The organism is Bdellovibrio bacteriovorus (assembly GCF_001592755.1).
In the GTDB taxonomy this organism is placed as follows: Bacteria; Bdellovibrionota; Bdellovibrionia; order Bdellovibrionales; family Bdellovibrionaceae; genus Bdellovibrio; species Bdellovibrio bacteriovorus_E.
This window is the reverse complement of the sequence record NZ_LUKF01000016.1, coordinates 517,283-541,590: the sequence shown is the minus strand read 5'-3', so window position 1 is coordinate 541,590 and position 24,308 is coordinate 517,283. Positions and strand designations below refer to the sequence as shown.

Genomic DNA, 24,308 nt, shown 5'->3' with positions numbered 1-24,308 from the left:
ATAGAGAAAACGTAATAATTCCTATAAATCTTGTCTCAACTTGATACAAGTCTAAGTCAAATCGGCACTATCGCAAACCGGATAAAGAGCCATAGAGACGTTGTAGATGCAGCTTTTCTGATTCTTATTCACGTTGGATAAACGATTGATGCGATCGCGAGTCTTTTTTAAGATCTCTTTAACTTCGGGGATGTGAGCTTTAGGGATTGAGAAAGTCAGGGTCGTATTTTCTCGTTCCGAAAGATCGTAAGTTTCCATCGCCTCTACGGCCATCTTTAAAAATTGCCGTTGAATGGCGCGAAGATTTTCAGCAGTGATCGGCGCGCACATGGTGCTGTAGTTATCAATTCCGTCTTCATTTAATAAGTCCCATCTTGCCAATTCATCATAAGCCATTTGGAGTTCATACGATGAGACATTCAAAATGTGGCTGATCTTTTCTAACTGTTTTGGCGTTAAAGTCATTAATTGCGAGATTTCCAGCAAAATAAGGTGAAGCCAATGGCACGATGCTACGACTTTGTCTTCCAGGTTTTTAGATTTTTCTTTTCTTTCTTCTTTAAGATGACTTTTGATTTCGACAAGGGATTTTAAAACGGCGTTTTTTTCATCCGCCTCAATACTTAATCGTTGAAGAAGCTCCAAGGCAAAGCTGGCCGAAGGAATTCTTTCACCGCGGATTATCTTTGAAAGATTGCTGGCGTCTGTTTTTAAAAATTTAGCAAAGGCTCTCAAAGAGAACTTTAAATTTCGTTGGCGTTTTACTTCAAATTCGCGAATCAAGATTTTTGAAAGTTCGTTCATCCGTTCCTCGCATGATCGCAGTTTTTGAATCTGTGGGCATACAGTCGAGTCCGACACAGTAACTTAAGCGTGCCTAACGACTTTTCACAAGAGATGAAGAACTATGTCACGAAAGGGGCCAAGGAATGAGTTCGCTAAGAAAGCAAGTGGCAGTGATTAAAGTGCGAAAGATGGAAGATGGAGCTTCAGAAAGATTCAATATCGCGCGAGAAAATATCCAGCGCATTATTGAACTGGCTCTCAAAGAAATTGCAACTGATCCGGATTGTGTAGGTCTCCGTTACTCCGTCGGGGAGCAGACGACTGTCTATTACATAAAAACGAATCAAGATAATTTCGGCAGAGTTCTGGGGAGTGGAGGAAGGACTATCAATTGTCTTCGCCATCTTGTGACAGCCATAGCGGGACGCCATGGGTTTCGGGCCATCTTGCAAGTAGAGAATGAAGATCAGTTTTACTAAGTTAGAAACAAATCATTTTTATGAGTGAGACAGTTACATTACGAACTCTTAAAAGAGTCTGAAGTGACGTCTACTTTTGAAGCAAACCGAGAAGTCAAAAAAAGTTTAAGCCACACATCGTAATGAGCCCAGGGTTTATTCACGGCCTAAAGTTGCCGATAAATTCAGGGAATCAACAGTAAAATGCTTCATTTGTGCGTTTCGGTCGGAGGTTTTTGTGAAGTTGAATCACTCTGGCGCAGGCATTCTGCCAATGGTCGCAGGGATATCGGTTATTTCCGTATTAGGTGTCGCTGCCATGTCTCAAATGGGACTGGATATCTTTAGAAGATCGTCTTACGCCTATTCCGAATGGGAAACAAATCTGGGTAATCAAAAAGCCTTGGGCTTGGGCGGCTATTTTGTCGCTCATAACTTGGTATTGTGTCGCGAAGATGGGTGGGAAGATTTAGGAAGTAATAAAAAATGTCGCTGGGGCGGCGGATACCATACTCCGCGCATTCCTGAAAGTAAGTACAATATCAAATCTGTTCGTCATGAGGACGATGTTTTGGTTCTTGTCGTAGAAAACAAAGATGATAATAAGAAGGTCTATACTACGGAATTAAAGATGGACCTCGTGGACTGGTCAAAACAAAGTTCATTTCGGTCTCTGGTGGGTGAAATTCCCTTTATCAACTCTCTTTCCGATGACGATCGATTTATGGTCGTGATGACGGCGGTAACCCAGTTCATGGGAACCGACGGCCGAGCTAAAGAGGTCAGTAAAAGCGGTGCGATCCGCCGTCCTATCGGTACTCCCGACGTGCAGGTTATTAGTAATACCGGAAGAGAGTCCTGCATTTTCGAATGTGAAGCCGGCAGCGTGCTAACGAACAACCCAGAATGTCGTGGTCCCTTGGGAGCACCTCAAGACGGCGCTTCGGCTATGATCGGGGTGCGCATCACGAATTTGGGACCGGGAGCGATCTATAAGCTTAAGTATGAAAGAACAACGACATACAATAACGAAATTTACCCCAATCGCCAAAAAGACGTTATGTTGGTCGATGCGATGGGTAAGCAGGAAGTCTTCATGCCAGGGGAAAAACTCAACGCCGAAGTCGAGCGTAAGTGTTATTCACCGGTTCGCGTCTTTCAAACTCAAAGACTCAGCCGCGAAGTGGAAGGGGATTCCGCAAGCAGTTCTACGTCGACGTCTGTGACTGTGGCTAGTAGCTTTAAAAGTCTTTCCTATGAAAAGTTTGATATCAGCGTCTCTCGATATTCGCCGATGGAAGCCACGAAGCCCCAGTTTAGAAACACTTATAATCCTTACGTCGCAAGTACCTTCGTGAAGAATCCCACTTTGTCTGTGATCGAACCCAAGCGATTGGGCGTTCAGCTTCCTGAAATCGAAGTGACGTCTCCACAGGAGTCCGTCACGGAAACGACAACGGTCACTACGATGGTGGTGCGACCACGCCCTGTTGAAGTCATGCAGTCCAGCGGCGATGGTGACGGCGACAACTAGTCTCTTTTTTTGAACGTTTTTTTGCGGGAGATCTATGAAAACTCAGAACATCAAATCTATACAGGGTTTTTCCGTGATAGAAGGCGTGATCGCCGCGGGCATCGTGGCCCTGTCGATACTTTCAATCGCCGCGATCGTCACTCAGCATTCGACGATGGCGAAAAGTTCTGTTGCGAAACAGGAACTACCTGGAATCGGAACGGACGTTTTAAACCGCACGCGGGCGGCTCTTTTAGAAACTGCTGAAACTTCCGGAGGACTTAAAACAAAAGGCATTTGTTCTTTATTAGAGCCAAAGCAGATTAAACCTGGAATTCAACCCATTGATCTTGTGACAACAAAGGCGCGACTTAACACGGCGTTTTCTTTGACCGTGTGGAAAAAGGTTTTTGCACCGGAGTGGTCAGTATCAGATTATAAAGTTTCAGATCGAGGCGAAATCAAAATTTCATTGGCACCCGTTCAGGGCAAGAATACGTTAGCGACCAGCCAAGCTATTGATTTCAAAACTTTACAAGTCGATTTAAGTATTAGCATTCGTACAATGGATCCGACGAAATCCAGCGCCGTATTTTCTCTGTTACCTATGGGTTTGCAGAGAGTCGATTCAAAAACCGCCGTCTTCATGGTTGAGGCGGTCACGAACTATGACCGTATTCTAGACAACGGAGAGCGCTCTAAGCGTTCCGCAGATTCAAAAGATCTTATTTCAGTTTTGGACGTGGGCTCGTGTGATGTTCGTGATGCTAATGGGGTGATTCTGTCAATGTCACCCGCAGGCACCGGTGTTGGAGATCCTTCGGGACGGACTATTTATAATAATACTATTTTTGAAGAGTCCGGTGTCAGTCCTTTTGAAATTTCATTTTCTGCTACGGAAGTGGTTCAAGGGCGGTACATTGATGGTCGTCTTTCCGCAGATCGAACTAAAAACGTCGTGGCTGCTTGTACAGAAACCCGTTTTCGTTGCCCGGCCCGAAATCACACACGCGACTACAAGCCGTTTATAAACGTCACCGCTTTTGCGAATTATTTTTCTAAAAACAAGTATGGTTATAGAGAACGAGTCCGAGTCAGTCCTAAGCTGGAATTCTTAGATACCAACGGGAAGAATATTTTGAACAATTCGGGAACGTCGATAGAGTACACAAACTCGGCGACGACTTCTTATCGTCAACACTCCAACCAGCTTTTTTACCCGATAGATGCTCAAGGCGGAATGGATACAAGTGCTCCTATGTCGTTCAGTCCGGGCGGCAATGGCCTGAAGGTGAAAGTGAATAATGCAGAGCCGCTTTGTCGCAAAGTGTGTTCGGAAACCAATCCTATTTCGGCGCGGCCTTCTTTAACCGTGTCGACTCCAGACTTCCTAGATAACGAAGATAAGTGGGCGGCAGAAATCGGCGCCGCTTCAATGCCACTCCACTGTACGATGTGTTTTGTTAAAGGATGCACTCGCATGGGACTAGAAACCTTTGGTCCGTTGAACGAGTTACCACCAGAACCTTTAGATGCGCAGATTCCTGAGTGTGCAGCTGAAAATAAAGACGAAGCCGAAAGAATCCTGCCTTACGCCGAACAAAACATTGCCTTGGCGGGAGGAGGCCGTTGTATTTCGGCTAAAGTTGAAAATGGAAAACTGATCTATCAGTCGCGAAACTGCAACGATAAGCTTCCTGCGATGTGTTTTGCTTTCGGTGAGTATACTTTGGCGCGAACTCTGGGAACTTCGACGATTCCTTCCGTGAGTTTTGCCGAGGCTCCGGAGGCCTGCCGAAATATGGGACGCGAATCACATCCGGTGACTCAGTTGCGCGAAGGTATTTTGCAACAGGGCGGGTCTGTGGCCCGCTTAGATGAGATTCCTAAAGCGTCCAATCGTTATCAGTTACTGAATCTAGCAAAAATGGGCTTCTTCGTTTCTCCACAAGGAGAAGAAGAAAGTTCTCGGGCTGCAAGTGATTTGAAAAAATCTTTTGGAAATAAAGTTTCTAGCGAATTCTGGACGGCGCTCAAAGTTGAAGACGCCGGCATCGTGGCAGACGTGCCTAGAGCAATGCTTTCAAATGACGTCGATCAACGTCACATGCTTTATTATAGTCCTGCAGGTGTACAGACCCATACGGTTATTTCGGAAACACCTTATTCTTACGTGCGTGCGCCTGCCGGTGGCGGGACTGCCTACGTGCTTTTCAATCACGTTAAATTCCGCGGCGTTGTTCCCGTGGCTTCTGAACAAACAAGCTCGCATGAATTCCTCTGTCAGAATAAGGGCGGAGGATTCTTCATCACTCGCGGCAAGTCATCGCCAAACTTTGCGGATGGTGGTAACGCCTGTGAGTCTTCGAATGGATTTTTCGTTGCGCCTCATTCTTCTTCGGGTTGGTTGAGTTCGCTCATGGCGGTGGCACCTCATGGAAACTATTATCCGTTTCCAGAGTTAGCTTCCGAACCGCGTGCTGTATGGGTCGCTCTGCAAGGGGCGCATCTAGCCCCTGCGCTTCAAGGAGAGTTTTCTAAGCTGGCGTTTAAAAAACCGGGATTTGAGGAGCTCAGCCAGGAGCTTGTCGATAGAGACGGTTCTTTTATTGAAGCGCGCCGACTGCTGAAAAAAGTCAAAGTGGATAAGAGTAACCAAGGACCGCAAAGTTCGCCTCAAGCGCAACAGCAAGAGGAGTTTGAATGGGTTCCAGATCCTTCGGTTAAAATCAAGGTCGCATGTTATTCAAGCAGAAATAGAAACATTGCCATTAAGGACGTAGCGCAAGGCTGCAGTACGGATGAAGACCGCCTGCTAGAAGCCGATTTACAAAAGCCTTTGATTTCAATGTTGTGGGTAATGAAGAAGTCGAATTTTGAACTGGGGTATCAGGAGTTTATTAAGGTGAAACCGTGATTATGGATAAGAAGGGATTCACATTGGTTGAGGTCATGGTGGTTAGTGCCATCATGGCCATTCTGCTTTTGGCATCAAGTCAGGCGACGATTGTCTTTGTAAAAGAGATGAAGCGCATTGAAAAAAAGCAAGAAGTGGTCAGTGAAATTCAAGAAATGGATATGTTTATTCGTCGTTCGGCAAGAAACTTAAACATGAGCCGTTTGAATATGCCGACAACTTTTTATCAAACCCTCAATACGGGGGCAACGAGTCTAGGTAGCAATGCAGTTTCACCTGCGCCTTCAATGATTATAAATCCTCAAGAATGGGCTAAGAATGCCCAGGGAAGTCACCTGTATGAAAAAGCCACGGAAGCCATAGCAGAAGACGGCATACGAGATTATTCTTGATTCCTTTTTGTTGGAAGAACATCGTCTGACCGGAAGCCAGGGTGGAATGCAGAAAAGAACCAAACGCCTTATGGTCGCTCGATGTGATGAGGCGGATAATGCTTTTGAGATGGACAATAAGTTCCCCGGTATCACGGCACTGTATGTTTTAGGTGCGATGAAACGTCGTCCATTCATCACTCATCGCAGTGATGGCACGATAAGTGTTACCTGTTGTCTTCCGAACTCGCCCAATTGCACGGAAGGATCAGTTTCTAAATTTTTCTTTAAGGCTTATTCCATCGACCTTGATAACAATGAAAGAGTGATTTCCGTTCAAGAATTTCCTAAATCCAATACTGGAAACCCTGTCGTAGGCGCGGGGTTTGGAATGTTCTTTAAAAATGTCGAGGGAACGAACGTTGCCATTGAAACTTTCACTGTGCAAAACAACTGTTACTTAAGGAAGAATGCCTTTCCCGGTGCCTGTGAAAATCAAATTGAGTTAAAACAATTTCTGAAAATGATTGATACTTACACAGATCTGGTTCGTATCACTTCGAAAAGTATTTCCACGACGATCAGTAACGACATTCTTAGGACGGGTGTGATATCTCTTTAACCTTACGGGGACTTTTTCTTCTTAGCATTCTTCTTCGATTCGCTTTCTTCGTATTTTTTTATAAAAGCGAGGCGTGGAACATTCACATGGCCTTTCGCTTCGATGAGCGAGCGTTGGCCGTGGTTTCTGGCGAAGTTTTCGGAAATTTTGCGGCATGGGGTTCTTATCCGGTTTGGCTGGCCCTTATTTATAAAATCTTAGATACTATTGGTCTTTTAGAATATCGCTTGAGTCTTCTTTATTGGCTGAATCAGAGTTTCGGGCTGGGCACCGCCTATCTAGTCTATCGATTCCTGCGTCATCTTCATGTCGCTTCGCCATGGCAAAACTGGGTTTTAGGGCTCTTTTTGTTGCTTAATCCCATGCAGATTTATTTGAATTCGTTAAACATAAGCGAAAGCCTTTTTCAGTTCCTGACGGTGTTGGCTTTGGGGCTTTACTTTGAAGTTTTCAAAGTGTCATCGTGGACACGCCATTTAGGCATTTTCGTTTTATTAGGTATCTCGTTTGCGTTAAGAAATATTATTCTGCCATTCCTTTTGCTTTTTTCGTTCTACGCGCTCACTTTTCCGATTGAGGCAAAAAGAATGTCTCGGAAGCAGAGTCTGGTTGGCTTTGCGCTCATGGTGTTTCTGTTAGCGGGTCTTTCGCTTTTGAACAGTCGATTTGATCGGCAAGGAACAGCATCTTTGAATTTAAACCGCGGCGCCAATATCGCTCAGGCCTGGTGTCAAGCACCCACGCTGGATTTTAAAAATGAGCAGAATTCATTCTGGTTTCGACCGCCATCATTTTGGTCTCTTAGAGAAACGCGGTCTTTATTTTTAGAAAATGACTTTCGCGATACGTTTTACTATGTGCAAACGGCGAAGGCCTGTGTGCAAGAACGACCGTGGGTGGCGGCCTTGCAATCGCGCAGCTTGCTGAACATCTTTGACGGGCCTTTCTATCCTGATCCAATGAAAGGAAGAATGACGACCCTCAGTAAGATCTTCAGCGGTCTTTATCTTTTAATATTTCTTTGTACACTTTTCTATATATCGCAGATTCTTTCGAACCCGATAACCCGCCTTTTCTTATTATTTATTCTTTGTCAGTGCGCGGCCGTTTTCTTCTCGAACCCCGGAGAAGCTCGCTTTATCTATTCTTTCCTTCCGGTATTAGCCATTAACTTTGCATACATCGCGAACCAAAACCTTTCTAAGTTGCAAAGACCTCTTTCGCTGGGTGCTGTTCTGACCGCGCTGCTTTTGATGATTCCGTCCTCAGACACGTTGATTCGAAATTTTGAACGAAATCTTTTTTCGTCTAAATCCATGGACGAAAAACTAACGGAGCTGGAAACCCGCTTGAACTTTGTTTCCGCCAGGTCTGCGGATCACTTGGTGTGGACAACACCGGGCGTCTGTAAAGACGTTCTTCCAAAGATTTTAAACTGCCTTGAAACGTCCAATAACTGTGAAGAAAAAAATCTTATAAAGGCTTACCGAGAGGTCAACAGCCAACCGATGACAGAAGAAGAGCTGTTCTGTCGAAATCTGACGATGACCTACATTCGCGATCATTTTCAGATTCATTTTCCATTGGATGTTATTCAAAAGCCTTCCCCTTTGCCGGGTGGAGTAGAAAATAATCATCCTCTTGTGGCCATAGCGGGGCAGCTTTTGCATGCAGATTTGGCTTTGCAAGCGAACATGACAGAGGCGATACCTGAAAGCTACGAATCCTTACTTTATCAACTTACGCAGTATCAACATCGGACAACTTTAAATCGCGCAGAATACTTAGGCACGGTCGTCGAGAATTTGCAAAAGGCGGAGCCTTCGCAAAAGGCACAAGAAATTAACCGGGCTACTTTGCAGACTGTTTTGCAGTCTTTACGTTCTCACCCAAGCGCCATAAGCCCGCTGACCCATCAAGAGTGATATAAAGACCGTCTTCTTTCAGCATAGGCGTTGATGAAAAACTGTCTGGCAGGGAATAAGTTTCTAGCACGGTGCCAGTTTTCACATTTAGAAAACACAAAGTTTTTTCCTGGCACTGATCTATATAAACATCGGCCTTACCGTAACGGGCAATGATTCCGCTCGATACGTGAAGGTGGGCATTCATCTTCCGCCAAAGCTCGGCCCCATCGGCGGCTTGCAAAGCCGTGATGTCGCCATTTTCAGAGGGAACTATCAAGATATTTTCTTTAGAATGATAAGAAGGGGAGGCCCGAGATCCCGAGCCTAACTGATGATGCCAGCGCAAGGTTCCGTTACGGACATTCAGTGCTTGGACATCTCCCTCTGTACTGACAATGACCACGGATTCGTCAGTGACTAAAGGCGTAGAAATAATCTTTCCCGAGACGTTTATACGCCACATTTCCTTCCCGGACCGCGAGTGAAAGGAAATCACTTCACCGGTACCCGTAGCCCCGAATACCTGCTCGCTTTTGGCGTGATAGCTCAGCGAAGCGTGAGCAAGTCCCTTGATTTTATTTGAGCTCCAGCGAATAGCCCCACTGCGCGGATCCAGCGCAAAGAAAGTGCTGCTATCAGGCAGATTTTCGACCGCGACATACAGCAAACCATTTACCAATAGGGGAGAAGATCCAATCGCACTTCCCAATTTAACGGACCAGATTCTTTTTCCATCTTTACTGCGGATCTTATGCAGAATTCCGTCGTAAGCACCTAGATAGAGATCTCCATCTTCGGTGGTCACACCGGACCCATGAAAGCCAAAGATAGGCTTAGGGAAATAGTCTCTCCAAAGAAAAGAAGAATTATCAAAGGCGTACAAGGAACCGCTGTCGCTTCCTACGAACCAAAGGTTTTTAAAAGCTATAGGACTGGATTTACCGGCAGAGTGAATGTTTTCCTGAAAAGGAAAGGGCAGCAAGGAAGTGGTAAACGAGGCCTTCATCAGATGACGAGATTCTCCGGTCCGTTGCGGATTTTCCCGCCAATGAGAGTAAGCTTTTTCCGGTGCTGATGTCGGCGCCGAAAGTTCGCGACTTGCGTGAACCCAATCATTCAGGAAGATCGAATAGGTAAGTTCTTTGTCACACATTTCTTGGTCACGAATGACCCAGGTGTCTTGATAATCGGTCTGTTTGCGTGATTTCAGATTTATCTTAACACTCGGGACAGTGACATGTGAAGATTGCGCGCACAGTTTTTTTGCATAATTAAAATAAACCAACGGATCACAGCGGATGCGAATCGCATAAGAAAGCGGTTGATCCAGGTACAAATATCCGTCTTGGGTTGGAAGCTCAAACGATGCCAGGCATTCTGTTTTGGCATCAAGCATATTCAAAGAAAGCATTCGTCCCTCGGCGGTCAAAGCTTCATTCTTATTAAGCAGCTTTGGATAAAGCTGAGCCGCTAAGAAAAGGGCAAAATAGACAGGAGCCCACTTCGGAAGGTTGTTCTTGAAATTAAAATCCGTTGGCCGATAAAGAAGAAATACAGTCAGTAATAGAAACATCACCGACGGATAATAAAATCCGACGATGTGCCAGCTAAAAATATGAAAGACAACCAGTTGAGCCAAAGTAATGAGCCGAAGATATTTTTTTTTGGCAAATAAAAACCAGATCAAGACTGTTTCCAGCAAGATGACGTAAACGCAGGCCGCCTGTAACCAGAATCCTTGCAAAAATGTTTCACGAAGAAGAGCCGAACCCGTGATCCATTCGGCATTGAACTTTAAAAGTCCGGCGCCGAAATAAAAAAGCGCTAATGATATTTGTAAAAAAAGCAGATGGGCGCCAGAGACCACATAAAGGGCTAACAACAAGTTGCCCATATAGTGATAGTTACCCATAAAATCATAAGAGGAAAAAAAGATCGCAAGCTTAGCGAATAGGGTCAGTGTGAATGCGCCAAGACGAACGGGGTCTTTAGGCTTTTCAAACAGAAATAGTAAAGGTGTCAGAAGGGACAAAAGTATATAGACACTGGTAACCGCCACCGCATGTTCCTGAATAAATAAGACGTGCCCTTCAGGAATAAATGGCCAAGGATTCCATTCTAAATTCTGAAGCTTGTACGACAGTCCGTAGTTGAAATCAAAGGCCCGCCAAAACCAAAGGGTCACAATGTGGGTCAAAGACAAAAAGAAGCCGTAAAGCCGTTGTGTCTTGTTCATGGTGAATACACCATGCCTTGAAGCGATCTTTGAGCGTCAGAAATGGGAAGCTTCGTGTATTTGTTAAATAAAGCTCCCTTCATACGTACATTTAAAAAGACACACATGTCGAAGCGTGCTCCGCGCAGATCCGCGCCTTCCAGATTTACGTCTTCGAAATAACAGTTGCTCCAGGTTGTGTCCTTTAAGGAGGTTTCGCTTAAATTCGTACGATAGATTTTAACTCCACCCAACTTGGAAGCGTCGAGGCGATTCTTGGATAGATGGCTGTCTTTTATTATTCCACCCATCCATCGAGAATTTTGAATATTCCAGTTCAGTCCCGTTACTTTTTCAAAAGTGTTTTCCCGGAACTCTACCGATGTCATTTGAACGTGATCAAAATTTACTTTGTTAAATCCGACTTTATAGAAATGGCTTCCAGAAGCGTCCGCTCCCTTTAAAAGATCTTTTTCAAAGTAAGCATTTTGAATGTTCTGGCAGCGAACAAACTGCAAGGGGCCTTGGATAAAGTCGGAACTTTTGCGACCGTCGGGACAAACATCCGCCGCTGCTACAGAGGTTATTAAGAGCAAGGTCACAGTGAGAACGTGCATATATCTCTATTTTAAGCTGTTGGTATCGTGAAGCAAAGCAATTTACTTCTTTTGACAGATCTTGGACTGAGGATGAGATTCACACAGGGCCTCTTTCAGCAGGCGATTTTGTTCTGAAAGGTTTTGAACTTCGGTTTTCAGAATCTCGTTAGATTCCTGCAAGGATGCAATAGCGCGATCTTGATTCTCATTTTGAGTCATAACCAAGGCATGAAGTTCTTTGATAGCATTAATCAAAGGAGCCACTAGGTTTTGATAGGCGACGGCCTTCCAGCCTTCTTTATTGGTCTCGACGGCTTCGGGAAAAACCTTTTCGACATCTTGAGCGATAAGACCGATCTGGTGTCCACGCCCTTGCGGATCTTTCCAGTCGTAACTCACACCTTGCAAAGAAAGAATTTTATCCAAGCTATTTTCTAGAGGTGCGACATTGGTTTTAAGTCGCAGGTCCGAAGCCTGAGTTAAAGTTCCCGCGATCCACATATTTCCGTTGTAATCAAAAGTCATCTTTGAAGAGCAGGCCCCACCGGGACAATAGTAAAACTGGGATAACAGTGTCGTGGCATTGTGATGGACAGTGAAGCCACGCTTAGATCCATTGTCATTAGTGACATTAAGTGCAGAATCTGCGCGAGACAGAATTTCTACAAATCCGGCGCCATCAGTGACATAAGCTTGTCCCGCGACGGTCAACGCATGGCTTGAGGCCGTGGTGTTGATACCGACTTTTCCACCGTAGGGATTTAGAAAGAGGTCGCGATTGGTCAACTCGTCAGCCGATTGAATTCCGTACTTGTTTTCACCGATCCAACCAATATTGATGTAGTCCGCAGAATTGGAAGATTGAGAGTTAAAAATACGAAGTCCGCCAAGCGCACCCGTATTGGCCATCGTGGTGTTCGAGGTGATCTGAGCATTGCCGCCTTTGACTTCAAACTTAAAACCAGGGCTTGTGGTACCAACTCCGACGTTGCCGCTGGAATCAATGTACATGCTTGTGGCATCATTCACTCTGAATGACATAGCATTTGAAAGATGTGAATAAGCAATTCCACCCGGATCGCGATCCTCGGGATCCGAGAAATAAATTCCACCTGCCGCCGTATTGGGACTTGTTACTTGGATGACCGTGTTGGCATTACCGATCACAGCTAAGCGATCTGTTGCTGGAACATAAGGAGCCACAGTTCCACCGGCATTCACCGTCATAAATACCGGAGCGGCTGTTGAGCCCACGCTCACAGAACCATCCGAGTGAATGCGCATTCTTTCCGTGGGCGAACCCGCATCTGGCGTCGTCACAAAACGTACGCTCGAGAGGCCTGCATTGTTTCTTGTATTTCCCAAAATGGTGGATCCATCGGACTCGTGAGTCAGAAACGTGGAACCCGCGGTCCCTTCATCAAAGTTGGGTTCGGAAATACGAATTTGGGCGGCAGAAGCGGCCCCGGTTAATCCTGAACTCACATCAGGTTGTAATGAAATAGCGCGTTCGCTATTTTCACCGGCCATGAATATTCCGTCGACATGCAAAGGCGACAGGGGAGTTGCGACATTCACACCAATATTTCCTGTCGAAAGGATATTCATGCGAGTCGTTCCGTTCGTTTCAAAACTTAAGGGCTGTGCATTATTAGTCCCTAAGACCGCCGCTGCACCGAATGAATTTCCGTTCTGAACGAAGGTGTCAGTGATGCCATAACCTGAAGCGGTTGTTGGATTCGTTGCGGCCGTCACACGACCATATGTATCTACGGTAACTGATGTGTAAGTTCCGGCAGTCACGCCACTTGTTGGTAAGTCTGTGGACGCCAAGGTTCTAAATGTTGGAGCCCCCGCAGCACCCGTGGGCGCGGCTAAAAAAGTTTTTGCGGATTTAGAAGAATAGGTGATTTGCGAATCGGCGATTCCAATATTCTGACAGGTAAAAGTATCCGTTAGAACCGACCAGTTCAAAGTTTTATCAGCGGCACATGGAGAAGAAGGAAAAATAGTATTCGCGGGTGTTACCGTCGAACGAATATCCGCAAGACTTAAAAAGTTCGCTGCATAGTTCGTTCCATTGTAACGTAAGACTTGTCCCGTCCCTGAAGGAGCGGTCGCTGAAACGGAAGTTCCCTGGATTTTGGCGACGGTCGGGTTTGGATAAGTGCCACTCAGATCTCCGCCAGCAGTTCCACCTGGAGCCAGTCCTCCATTTGCAGAAATAGTGATTGAACCCGCAGCATTCGTCACCGTCACACCAGTGCCGGCGACAAGATTCGCGGCGACTGGAGAATTTCCGGTTCGACCGACGAGAAGCTGTCCATCTGTTAAGGCAGGCGCTTCAACAATGGCACCACCCGAGGACATCATCACGCGATTGTTATTCAAAGCCGTAGTGCTATTCGTTCCACCGCGTGCAACAGGCAGTGTTCCTGAAGTGTAAGCTAAGTTTGAGGTCCCGACAGTATACCAACCGGTGCCGGAACCCACGAAAGTGGTGTTGATATCTGAAGCCATGTAAATATCGCCGACAGCACCTGTTGCAGGTCTGTTGGCATTGGTGTCGACTTTAATATTTGTAGCGTTGCCGCTGTTAGTAACCGCATTGGAGGTACCAATGTCGGCAGCGGGAGTCCACTTGCCACCAACAAATTTTAAAACCTGACCAGCGGTTGGTGTCGTCGTATCAATGTCGACACCTTGAATTTTTCCAACAACCGTTGCAGCTTGAGCTCCGGTGACATCGCCGTTCAAACTCCCAGTAAAGCCCGCCGCATTTCCCGTGATATTTCCAGAAATTTTTGCGCCCGAAATCGTTCCCGTTATTTGCGATTCAGAGATTTGAATATTGTAGCAATCAAATTTATTTGCCGGTGTGACGAACACCAAAGATTGTCCCGCCGAACAAGATGTTGGAAACATTGTGACGGCGACTTTGTCATTTAAAGCCGTTTGCAATCCCGTGATACTCGAAATTCCTAAAGCTGCCGGACCCCATTGACTGCCATCATATTGAAGAACTTGTCCCCCCGAGGACGGAAGTGTTGACGATACATTCACTCCACGCAGACGTTCGGCATTCAAAAAGCGCGAATCATTTCCAGCGGCAACAGTTCCCGCGGTTGTGCCTACAGAAATGCCAATACTTGGAATAGAAGCCGTTCCGCCCTTTGTCAGCGGGGCTGTCACGTTCACGTCGCTGACCATTCCCGCGCCACCGGCATCGTTCTGACAAGAAAAGCTTGTGCCATCATAAGTCAGATACTGTCCAATGGCGCACGCACCAACGGATGTTTTTAAAACGAAATCATCGGCGATTTTATCGCCTAATTTAGAGGCCGATGTTGCAAAGGAAGCAAATGGCACGGCACGAATTTCATTATTGGGAGTGATCGCTTTCCAGCCGACTCCATCATGAAACTGCACGCGCAGGATACGAATGTCATCTTCTTGCGGAAGGTAAGTCGATCCGCCTTCACAATTATGAGAAACCGCATTGTTAAAAGCAGTTCTTAAATCATAACCGGCTGTCGTCGGATAAAGCTTTACTCCCGAGCCGATGGGAACATCAAAGACCCCACCGGAACCTTGCATATTGATATTGTTTCTTTGCTCTTTATAGATAACGCAATTTCCAGAGGCGTTTGTAATTTCAAAGGCAAAGCTAACATTATTGTATTCAAGAGGAGTTCCGTCGGATTTAAGAATACGTCCTTGATACGTGAAGGTTCTCGGCGAAGAGTGGGCCGAAAAAACAAAGAAAATCATGAGAATGAATATGATGGACGTTCCGGATCTCATGTGTTTCTTATCGGATTCTTAACAACAGTTTGTAAGAGAAAAGACGTGATATTGCGTCACTATAAGTATTTCGTCTCAAACTGAAACGACTGTTAAAGATTTCTGGGGGGCCTAAGGTGAGTCTTGCTTGCTAAAAGTATTGATGACTAAAGAACCGGCGATTAAAAGAGCCCCACAAAGTTGACGAAGACTAAGGCTTTCGTGAAAGATCATCGCACCCATAATAGCCGCGGTCAGAGGTTCAATCATCATCAGCAGCGCGACTTCTTTGCTGCGCAACTTTTGAAGGGCCGCGAGTTCTAAGGTTAAAGGCAAGATCGTGCAGATAACCGCAATACCAAAAATGCAGCTGGCTTGAAAGCTTGTTAGACTTTGTACGTGCGAATAATCCGTGCGATGAAACAACGAAAGCGTGATCGCACCAAAGGTGATCACATAAAGACTTGAAGAAATCGGTCGCACACCTTGTTGCAATCGTCCAGATAACATCACATAGATCGCGTAACTGATGGCCGAACCTAATCCTGCCGCAATTGCCCAGATGTTACGAACCTCGATATGACCCCAAAGTAAAAGCACCAGTCCCAAAGAAGCTCCCACCAGGCAGAATGCTTCTTTCTTCGAAATTTTGTCGTGGGTGAAAAAGTGAGAAAACACATTCACCCAAAACGGGTAAGTGTATAACAACAAAGCCGCGAGTGTGACACTCAGGCCATCGATGGCTTCGAAATAAAGAGTCGAGAATAAAGCGTAACCGAAAACCCCTAAAAGGCCGGCAATCATCGTCTGGCGACGAGTAAGCTTGATCCACTGAGGTTTAAATAAAAGAAGAAAAATCCAAATCAGAAGGGCGGCTAAAGTAAATCGGTAAGAAAGGAATTCTCCGACCGAAAGACCGGAAGCAAAAGCCCACTTACCGAAGATGCCTAAAAATCCAAAACCCACGCTGGCAATAGAGATCTCGATCGTGCCTCTTAAGCGTGGGTTTATGGAAGCCATGGACTATCTGCCTTTGGATTCTTTTTTTACGCGGATACGAGAAGCGGGTTTCGCCGTCTTTTTAGGAGAAGCCGCGCGCCCTTTGTAGGTGCGCTTTTGTTTTACTTCTTCCGGATCATCCGCCAAGAAGACGCGCTCGACAGCCACTTCGTTAAGGAAAATAAGTTCGCCGGATTTCAAAGCTCCCATACGCAAACGACCGATCGCCACACGTTGAAGTTTCAAAACGTCGAAGCCCACTTTGGCAAACATTTGACGAATCTGACGGTTTTTACCTTCAGTGATCACGATTTTGTACCACTCGTATTTATCAGATTTGTTGTCGCCGGATTTTTTGATTTTTTCAATATGACGAGCCGACACGCGACCACCCACAATCGAAACACCTTTTTTAAGCTTTTCGATTTGGTGAGGTTGCGGTTGACCATCTAGTTTTACAAGATAAGTTTTTGTTACTTCAGCTTTCGGATGCATGACTTTATTAGCAAAATCACCATCGTTCGTCAGAAGCAGCATACCCTCAGAGTCCCAGTCCAGACGACCCACAGGGAAGACACGTGCTGGCACTTCACCCAAATAGTCCGCCACTGTCGGGCGACCATGAGGATCGTCCATTGTCGTCAAGACACCTCGAGGTTTATTAAAGACAAGGTAGTACTTTTGCGACAAAGGTTTGCGAAGAGGTTTACCGTCAATCATGATGCGGTCTGCAGTAGGATCAACTTTGATACCCAACTCGTAAACGCGCTTTCCGTTTACAGTGACTTGTCCCTCTTCGATCATGCGGTCGGCATGACGACGGGATGCTAATCCTGAATCAGCTATTAGTTTATTAAGTCGAACTCTTTGAGCGGAGTTATTTTCAGACATTCTTCATCGGCCTCGGGTAATTGTTGTGAAGACAATATACCACCAGTGAGGTCAGAAGAGGAGATATTCTTACGGCCGTACTCTCCGATGGCGTGACGGAGGTCACGTACTAGAAGAGTCATGAGCTTGTCTCCCATAAAGATATTATCCAGAGCGGTTTCGGCTTTGTTCAAGACGATCGAAGACCATTTTAATGCCTCAGAGTCACCCTGTTGGATTAAAGCACAAGTTCTTTCAAGTTGGCTGACCAAATCTTGATAGTAAGGATCTGTTCGGCGATCGACAAAGAACTGCTCTAGGCGCTTAATTGGGAATAAAACGCGCGTCTGTTCTGCCAGAGGCTCGCTTTTCATTTCTTGAAGTTTTTGAAAAACATACCCGCGAAGCAAAGAACCTGTGACCTTTTCGCCCATCACACGGAACTGTGCCGTAATGTAAGGAGCCACCTCGATTTTGTGGGTGTGCTGGCTGCTCAATTCCAATTCAGAATTGTAGTAAAGAACCAAATCTTTACGAAGAGGCTCCAACTGACCATTGCGAAGTGTGAATTTGCGATCGAAGCTACGAACTTCCAAAGATTTATCTTCACGAAGAAGAATCACGATCACGCGTTTGTTCTGATCTGGAAGAACGCGGAACTTGTCATTTTCGCCGCAAAGCGTCTTAACATAAGTACCAACCGCGTCAATCAAGTCATGGAAATGCTCGATTTCGATCAGCTGCATATTTTGCGGGAAACGGATTGGACTCAAGTCAAACTTCTGCTGGTAGAAGCTATTGAAATTCTCTAACAAAAACTGAACTTCGTGACCCAGCTGCTGTTTGTTGGACGCCCAGTGCGGATAATCCATGCAGTAGTTAAAAAACATTTCGATCAATTCTGGGGTCAAAACGTCGTCAGGATGAGGAAAACCACGCAAAAAATTGAAGAATGACAGACGCGTGGGCGTATTTTGCGGATTTAGATCAGATACGAATTTTAAAAGTTGTCCAACCTTAAGCAAAATGCGGTTCCCCCTTCGCGCATAAAGTATGAACATTTGAAATTTTAGTCCAGAAAAAATATGATAGAAGACGTAGATTTTTTTTAAGTCCTAGGAGGGGCGTCTTATGCAGAAAGAACTAAATCCGGAACTATTTGGGGAAAAGAAAGTCGCCAAGAGTCCTACAATGGAAATTCCTACGAACATGAGCACAGTAGGAAACAACTATTTGAACACAGATCGTCAGATTTTCGAGCTGAAAGCTCAGAATCAAGCCTTGGCAGACCAGCTGAACAAGGTGGTGGCGACGGTGAATGAATTGATTAAATCTTCCAACATCAAATTTGAAAAACAAAGTCAGCTTTTGGGTCGTCTAGAGCAAAGCCATAATGGGCTTGCTACCGAAGCCGGTCAGAAGATCACGCAACTAGCGCAACGTGTGAACGAGCGCAAAAGCCTGGATCTGAAAGTTCAAGAGATGGTCGATCGCCACAACAACGTGATCAAAAGTTTTGAAGTTCGCATGAACCACTTGCAAAAACTTTTGGCGGAAAAAGAAGCGCAGATGATTTCTTCACAAGCCGCTTTGAATGAAGCCAAAATGGAAATCGCGCGTTTGAAACGTCTGTAAAAGAAACGCGCAGCTTTTCAAAATAAAAAAGCCGGTTTTTACACCGGCTTTTTTTATTGGGCTGCTTTTTCCATGCGTTTTAAAAACGCATCCGGTTTTTCAAACATCGTCAGTGTAAGGGCATCAATCCAAACGCCGTTAGGATTAATAAAGATCACGGTTGGCAGTCCTTGAATCCCATATTTCTTTTTTAGTTCGCGCAACTTATCCGAGTCTTTTGTTGCATCAAATTTTAAGAAGACAAAGTTTTGTCCCATCGCGCGCACGCGAGCGTCTGAAAACGTATTCTCTTCAAGTTCGTGGCAAGCCGCGCACCATTCTGCCCAGAAGTCGATGATCACAGGTTTTCCGTTTTTTGCAGCCTCTGCCAAAAGATCTTCCGAGTAAACTTGCCACTGAAGTTTTTGGATTTGATTTAAGCTGTCGTTCGCCATGATGCGACCGCGGATATAAGGACGAAGTTCAAAAGCTGCTAAAGCGATGTAACCCACGCCGACCAAAAGCACGGCTTGCATAAGACCTTTGCGGATTTTGTTCAAAGGCGAAGCCACTTGATCTGCTGCCAGGAAGGCACCGTAAACGCTGGCTAAAATAATCAGGCCCACACCCAGCGCTAGGTCAAACCAACGCTCTGGCAGAAGAAGTTCTAAGTAATAATAGAAAGCACTTAACATCAAAGTTCCAAGAATGAACTTGAATGCGTTCATCCATGGACCCGAGCGAGGCAGTGCCCGGCTGAGTTCGGTGAACACTCCCATCGCGATAAAGATCAATCCCAAACCGACGGCGTAAGTAAATAGGAAAAGAAATCCCATCACTTTGTTTTGTGTGGAAGCGACGTAAGTCAAAATTGCAACCAGCACAGGACCCACGCAAGGGCTGGCTACGATACCAGCAAAGAGCCCCGTAAGATAAGCACCGCCTAAACCTTTTTTCTGTTGGCCCGCACCGAAACGATTGCGAATCGCCGCCGGCACTTGAATCTCATAAAGACCATACATGCTTAAAGCCATCGCTAGGAAGATCAAGCAGATAACGGCTAAGACATAAGGATTTCCTAAGGTCGCTCCGAAAACACCGCCGGTCGATGCAGCCACAAGTCCTAAGACAGAGTAAGTCGTGGCAATACCTAAAACGTAAACACACGAAGTGATAAAGTTTTGCAGGCGAGTTTTTTCATTGGCGTGATTGCCCAACACCGCCAAGGTGATTGGAATCATTGGGAAGATACAAGGTGTGAAGCTCGTGAATACACCCGCTAAGAAAACAAAGAGAAGCCCGGTGAACATACTTGCGCCTAGAAGTTTTTGAAAACTTCCAGAGTCAAAGAAAGAAGGGGAGGTCATTGCCGGCGTGGTTTCTTGTTCCACGATTTGCGGAGAACCTTCAACAACGGTAACAGTGATTGGAACTTCAATCAGTTTCGTTGTTGGGAAAAGACAAAACTGTTCAGAGCAAGCTTGATAAGTCAGCTCAAGTTTCATCTTGTCATGTTTTTTCAAGAAACGATTCGGAGCTTCAATGTGCGCTTGCAAGGTCGCTTCATTTTCAATTCCCAGACGCTCTTTTTTTGAAAACTTATCGAACCATTTTTTTAAGGGTGCAACATTCAGTGGCGCCACCTGAAATCCATCGGGCTCCAAGATAACGACTTTGAATTGATCATCGTAAGCGTGATATCCCGCTGGAAGTTTCATTTTAATTTCAAGAGTTCCACCCTGGCCGGGGTTCCACTCAAAAGGAATGACTTTCGTTTCAACCAGAAGAGGATCGGTGTCGTTGGTGTTCAGCTGTGCCCAAGACCAAGGACTCGTCAAAAGCAAAAGTGTGAATACTAAAATGTGCTTCAGGCTGCGTTTCATGCTTTTCCTCTTAGTCCCAGTCCGGACCATGGGCAAGTTTATTCGGCAATGACTCAATATTACCACAACTGTCTCCGATAGAGAAACTGAAGAGGTCATATCTTATGGGATTTGTAGGTATCATAGTCGTATTCGTGATGGTGTTCGGGGGCTTCATTATAGCCGGCGGTCACATGTCCGTTATCTTGAAAGCAGCGCCTATCGAAATGATGATTATCGGGGGAGCCGCACTCGGTGCGTATATTATTGCGAACCCGATGAAAATTATTAAATCTGGTATCAAATTGAGTATCAAGGCGATGACGGCAAAAGGTCCTCAGAAGCAGGAATATGTCGAATTGTTGCAGATGATGTTCCAACTTTTCCAAGCGTTCAGAAAAGAAGGACCGCAAGGGATTGAGAAACACATCGAGGAACCAGAGAAAAGCGACATCTTCAAAGCTTATCCAAGTTTCATGCACAATCACCACGCCGTTCACTTCCTGTGTGACACGATGAAAATCACGTTGTCAGCAGAGATGTCTCCGTATGACGTGGATGATCTTCTTGATGCCGATATCAAAGCGATTCACCACGAAGAACACATGGCCGCGCACGCGGTGCAAACAGTCGCCGACGGTTTCCCTGGATTGGGTATCGTTGCCGCCGTTCTTGGTATCGTTAAAACCATGGCCCACTTGACTGAAGGGGTTGAAAAGATCGGTTCCTTGGTTGCCGGCGCCCTGGTCGGAACGATGTTAGGGGTTTTCTGTGCCTACGGTTTGATTGCTCCAACAGCATCAAAAATGGGTGCGGATATTGAAGCTGAAGGTCGTTACCTAGCTTGTATTAAAGCGGCAATGATCGCTCTGCAAAGAGGCGCGCCTCCGATTGTGTGTGTAGAGTACGCTCGTCGTACAATCATGCCGGAAGAGCGTCCTTCATTTGACGAAGTTGATAAAGCAACTAAAGAAATTAAGAAGGCAGCGTAATCGACTGTCAAACGGGCGAAGCGGGCTTCAGCCCGCGTAGCTGAACAGATTGAGAAATAAGTACTGAGGACGGAACCTCAAGAAAATTGGATAGGAAATGGCAGAAAAAAAGCAAACCATTGTCATCAAAAAGATCATCGTTTCAGGAGGCGGCCATCATGGCGGTTCCTGGAAGGTGGCTTTGGCCGACTTCATGACGGCCCTTATGGCTTTCTTCCTGGTGATGTGGCTTTTAGGTCAATCCGAAGAAACGAAGAAAGCCGTTTCAGATTATTTCTCAACGCCGTCTGTGATTGAATACAATTTCCAGAACTTCGGTGCCGAGATCACTCTTGAAAAGTTATTCTTAGATATTTTGAATGAACCTTTGAAGGCGTTCCAAAGTTTTATGGAGCCAGCGGATCAAACTCCAAATCTTTTGGATATGGGTTCAACAAAAGTGGTGGCTGCTTATTTGGCAGACCAGATGAATGATGTTGCGAAAAACGTACAAGTCACTCCGGAAGGTTATGACTTTGATATTCCAGACTACATGCTTTTTGAAAGAGGCACGGCGACACCAAACGCAAGTTTCGTGAAGGTCATGGATAAAATCAAAGGCATCACGACAGGTTTGAAAGATGCGGATATCAAGTTGACGTCAGGATTGTTTGTTCAAGCGGTTGCCGATGGCAACGTGATGACGGCAAACAAAGTGGCGGCAGAAAGATTTGATATAGTTCGTAATAAAATCTTAGCTTCTTTGGAAACAAACACCGTTTCTGTCACCGGTGGAATCAGTGTGAAAGAAAAACGAGGCGAGATTGATCCAGCGAAGCTTGTGGGTTTCATCCGCGTGAAGATCGCGCAGAAAGAAATCACTTCGGACGGTCGTAAGCCACGTAAGTTAGAAGCCTTGTTTGGTCCTTCACGTGTGGATATGTCTGTGTATGACAACTTCGTGAATCAGATCAGCAATCGTAAAAAAGAACAAGAAGCTCCGAAGAACTTGAAAGAACAAGTGGATCAAGAGCTGAATGAAGCGGCGGGAATTACAACTCCGTCGACGCCGACAGAATAAAAAACAAATCTCCGGCACCATTAAATTGGGAGCTTTCGCTGGTACCAGTGAGAGCTCCTTCAAAAAAGATCACTCCCCATTTTGTTCCCAATCCCGTCCGCGCATCGAAGTAAGGATTTATTTCATCGATATTGGGTGTGTTATATCCAACTTCGTTATCCCACTTCCAACCGTTGAAAACATTAAAGAACTTTCCGAAAGCAAAGCGCTTGGAGTTTTCGTCCGTGCCTTCCCAGTTGCTAAAGCTGTCGTACATAATGCGGTAATCAAACATATTCAGGCGCAGGCCGATGATATTTCCGTTACGATCGCCACCGTTATAGTACTGGCTTTGCGCGTAGCTGATAATCAAGTTGGTGTTCTGAGAAAAACTGACCTTGATATCGCCCAGAAGTCTTAAATTAAAGTGATCGTCACTATTTTCAAAGTTCGTATTGGAACCCCAAACACCCAAGCGAAATTGGGAACCGAAGTTAAACCAAAAAGCGCCTTGCAGAGCAGGGGATCTGTCCGATTGGGACAAACCATTTTCCACGTAATGAGATAACAGGCTGATGTCTCCGGAAAGATCAAACGTCGGCGATGTTCCATCGGCGGCTTGAGCTGTCCACGAACTGATAAGAATAGTTATAAAAGCAATGTATCTTCGCATAGATAAGTGCTTTCATTCTGAACTAATCGCGATTGAAAAACAAAGACTTCACTTGCAGGGATTTCGGGGACTGGACTTTTGGCTCTGGTCGCTGACACAAAAAGGTGTTATGGTGCCTGTTCCTATGAATTTAGATCTTCCTTTGAACGAATATACCTTTGTGGCTTTCGATACTGAAACAAGCGGTGCTTACCCGGTCGGGCATGACATCGTCGAATTCGGTGCGGTCAAATGGTATAAAGGGGAAGAGATCGGGCGCTTGCAGTTTCTAATTAAGCCGCGCGAACTCATGACGGATTTTATTATCGGTATTCACGGGATCACAAACGAGATGGTCGCCGACGCTCCACCGATGTCAGAAAAGATCCGCGAGATTCATGATTTTATCAAAGGTACGATTGTCATGGCTCACCATGCCCCTTTTGACATGGGATTCTTGGCGGCAGATTTCGAAAAAAACCATCTGCCTCTTCCATCCGAACCCGCGTTGTGCACCAGTCTTCTTTCGCGCAAGTGGATTCATGGCGTAGAAAATCATAAGCTGCAAACTTTGGTGAAGCATCTAACAATCGACGGTGGCCAGGCTCATAGAGCCTACGATGATGCGAAATCTTGTCTTTATGTGGCCTTAGCTTGCTTTCAAAAAATGAACGAGAACGTCACTTTGGCTGAGGTCATTAAAAGCCAGGCCAAGAATCTTTGGTGGAAAGATTATTCACTAGCCGCTTTGAATGCGCCGAAATTTCAATTTATCAAAGAAGCCATTCTAGCAAAACGAGACATCGACATGGTTTATATGGGAGGCTCTGCAAAAGGCGAAGTTCGCCGGATCACTCCTATTGGAATTGTAAGAAATCCGGATGGCGATTATCTGCAAGCCTTTTGTCACAATGAAAAAACGGCGAAGAGATATTACTTAAATCGCATCAATGACGTGGCCGTCGTCTACGCTTAACAATCCTTAACACGTTTTTTCAGAGGTAAAATCCGACTTTCGTTCGAAGTGTTCCGAAAAATTCTTCGGCGAAGATCTCTTCGTGTTAATAAAATTTGTTTAGAAATAAACTTAAGTTGTTTGTTTGTTTTCC

The 24,308-nt window shown here is 45.5% G+C and carries 19 protein-coding genes; 10 read left to right on the top strand and 9 right to left on the bottom strand.

What is annotated here, in order from left to right:
- Positions 1-51: 51 nt before the first annotated feature.
- Positions 52-804 (bottom strand): TIGR02147 family protein, encoded by a 753-nt coding sequence (locus AZI85_RS12230; protein WP_063244296.1) that lies wholly within the window; start codon positions 802-804, stop codon positions 52-54.
- Positions 805-929: 125 nt separating this feature from the next.
- On the opposite strand from AZI85_RS12230, the gene AZI85_RS12225 reads away from it, so the two are divergent.
- From AZI85_RS12225 to AZI85_RS12200, 6 genes are all read left to right on the top strand, one after another.
- The gene (locus tag AZI85_RS12225) at positions 930-1,265 is read left to right on the top strand and encodes a KH domain-containing protein (protein ID WP_063244295.1); all 336 of its coding nucleotides are present in this window, start codon (positions 930-932) and stop codon (positions 1,263-1,265) included.
- Between the two features lie 217 nt (positions 1,266-1,482).
- Positions 1,483-2,778 carry a hypothetical protein gene (locus AZI85_RS12220; RefSeq protein ID WP_063244294.1) on the top strand — a complete coding sequence of 432 codons (1,296 nt, stop codon included), beginning with the start codon at positions 1,483-1,485 and terminating at the stop codon, positions 2,776-2,778.
- A gap of 34 nt (positions 2,779-2,812) precedes the next feature.
- Positions 2,813-5,674: a hypothetical protein gene (locus AZI85_RS12215; protein ID WP_063244293.1), complete on the top strand. Its 2,862-nt coding sequence runs from the start codon at positions 2,813-2,815 to the stop codon at positions 5,672-5,674.
- A 2-nt stretch (positions 5,675-5,676) separates the two neighbouring features.
- Positions 5,677-6,066, top strand: a complete 390-nt coding sequence (locus tag AZI85_RS12210) for a PulJ/GspJ family protein (protein WP_063244292.1) — start codon at positions 5,677-5,679, stop codon at positions 6,064-6,066.
- 46 nt (positions 6,067-6,112) lie between these two features.
- Positions 6,113-6,667, top strand: a complete 555-nt coding sequence (locus AZI85_RS12205; protein WP_155724010.1) for a hypothetical protein — start codon at positions 6,113-6,115, stop codon at positions 6,665-6,667.
- An 86-nt stretch (positions 6,668-6,753) separates the two neighbouring features.
- Positions 6,754-8,592 (top strand): hypothetical protein, encoded by a 1,839-nt coding sequence (locus tag AZI85_RS12200; RefSeq protein ID WP_063244290.1) that lies wholly within the window; start codon positions 6,754-6,756, stop codon positions 8,590-8,592.
- Here AZI85_RS12200 and AZI85_RS12195 read toward each other — a convergent pair.
- The 6 genes from AZI85_RS12195 to AZI85_RS12170 form a co-directional block, all read right to left on the bottom strand.
- Positions 8,519-10,810: a PQQ-binding-like beta-propeller repeat protein gene (locus AZI85_RS12195; protein ID WP_063244289.1), complete on the bottom strand. Its 2,292-nt coding sequence runs from the start codon at positions 10,808-10,810 to the stop codon at positions 8,519-8,521. The genes AZI85_RS12200 and AZI85_RS12195 overlap by 74 nt on opposite strands.
- Positions 10,807-11,406 carry a pentapeptide repeat-containing protein gene (locus AZI85_RS12190; protein ID WP_063244288.1) on the bottom strand — a complete coding sequence of 200 codons (600 nt, stop codon included), beginning with the start codon at positions 11,404-11,406 and terminating at the stop codon, positions 10,807-10,809. Before AZI85_RS12190 ends, AZI85_RS12195 begins: the two co-directional genes overlap by 4 nt.
- 42 nt (positions 11,407-11,448) lie before the next feature.
- The gene (locus AZI85_RS12185) at positions 11,449-15,192 is read right to left on the bottom strand and encodes a tail fiber domain-containing protein (RefSeq protein WP_063244287.1); all 3,744 of its coding nucleotides are present in this window, start codon (positions 15,190-15,192) and stop codon (positions 11,449-11,451) included.
- 111 nt (positions 15,193-15,303) lie between these two features.
- A complete protein-coding gene (locus AZI85_RS12180) occupies positions 15,304-16,191 on the bottom strand; it encodes an EamA family transporter (protein WP_063244286.1) in 888 nt (295 codons plus the stop codon).
- A 3-nt stretch (positions 16,192-16,194) separates the two neighbouring features.
- Positions 16,195-17,061, bottom strand: coding sequence for a pseudouridine synthase (locus AZI85_RS12175; protein WP_063244285.1), 867 nt, complete (start codon positions 17,059-17,061; stop codon positions 16,195-16,197).
- Positions 17,016-18,065 (bottom strand): hypothetical protein, encoded by a 1,050-nt coding sequence (locus AZI85_RS12170; protein WP_063244375.1) that lies wholly within the window; start codon positions 18,063-18,065, stop codon positions 17,016-17,018. The genes AZI85_RS12175 and AZI85_RS12170 overlap by 46 nt, the downstream gene beginning before the upstream one ends.
- Positions 18,066-18,171: 106 nt before the next feature.
- Between AZI85_RS12170 and AZI85_RS12165 the strand changes: the two genes are divergently transcribed.
- Positions 18,172-18,675 carry a hypothetical protein gene (locus AZI85_RS12165; RefSeq protein ID WP_063205063.1) on the top strand — a complete coding sequence of 168 codons (504 nt, stop codon included), beginning with the start codon at positions 18,172-18,174 and terminating at the stop codon, positions 18,673-18,675.
- Positions 18,676-18,728: 53 nt separating this feature from the next.
- Here the strand turns inward: AZI85_RS12165 and AZI85_RS12160 are convergent, their stop codons facing one another.
- A complete protein-coding gene (locus AZI85_RS12160) occupies positions 18,729-20,537 on the bottom strand; it encodes a protein-disulfide reductase DsbD family protein (RefSeq protein WP_063244284.1) in 1,809 nt (602 codons plus the stop codon).
- A gap of 104 nt (positions 20,538-20,641) precedes the next feature.
- Between AZI85_RS12160 and motA the strand changes: the two genes are divergently transcribed.
- Positions 20,642-21,508 carry a flagellar motor stator protein MotA gene (motA, locus tag AZI85_RS12155; protein WP_081111000.1) on the top strand — a complete coding sequence of 289 codons (867 nt, stop codon included), beginning with the start codon at positions 20,642-20,644 and terminating at the stop codon, positions 21,506-21,508.
- A gap of 97 nt (positions 21,509-21,605) precedes the next feature.
- Positions 21,606-22,568: a flagellar motor protein MotB gene (locus AZI85_RS12150; RefSeq protein WP_063244283.1), complete on the top strand. Its 963-nt coding sequence runs from the start codon at positions 21,606-21,608 to the stop codon at positions 22,566-22,568.
- Here AZI85_RS12150 and AZI85_RS12145 read toward each other — a convergent pair.
- Complete coding sequence (locus AZI85_RS12145; protein WP_063244282.1) at positions 22,540-23,220, bottom strand: TorF family putative porin; 681 nt, start codon at positions 23,218-23,220, stop codon at positions 22,540-22,542. The genes AZI85_RS12150 and AZI85_RS12145 overlap by 29 nt on opposite strands.
- Positions 23,221-23,329: 109 nt before the next feature.
- Here AZI85_RS12145 and AZI85_RS12140 point away from each other — a divergent pair, with 109 nt between their 5' ends.
- The gene (locus AZI85_RS12140; RefSeq protein WP_253720971.1) at positions 23,330-24,175 is read left to right on the top strand and encodes an exonuclease domain-containing protein; all 846 of its coding nucleotides are present in this window, start codon (positions 23,330-23,332) and stop codon (positions 24,173-24,175) included.
- The last annotated feature ends 133 nt before the right edge of the window (positions 24,176-24,308 follow it).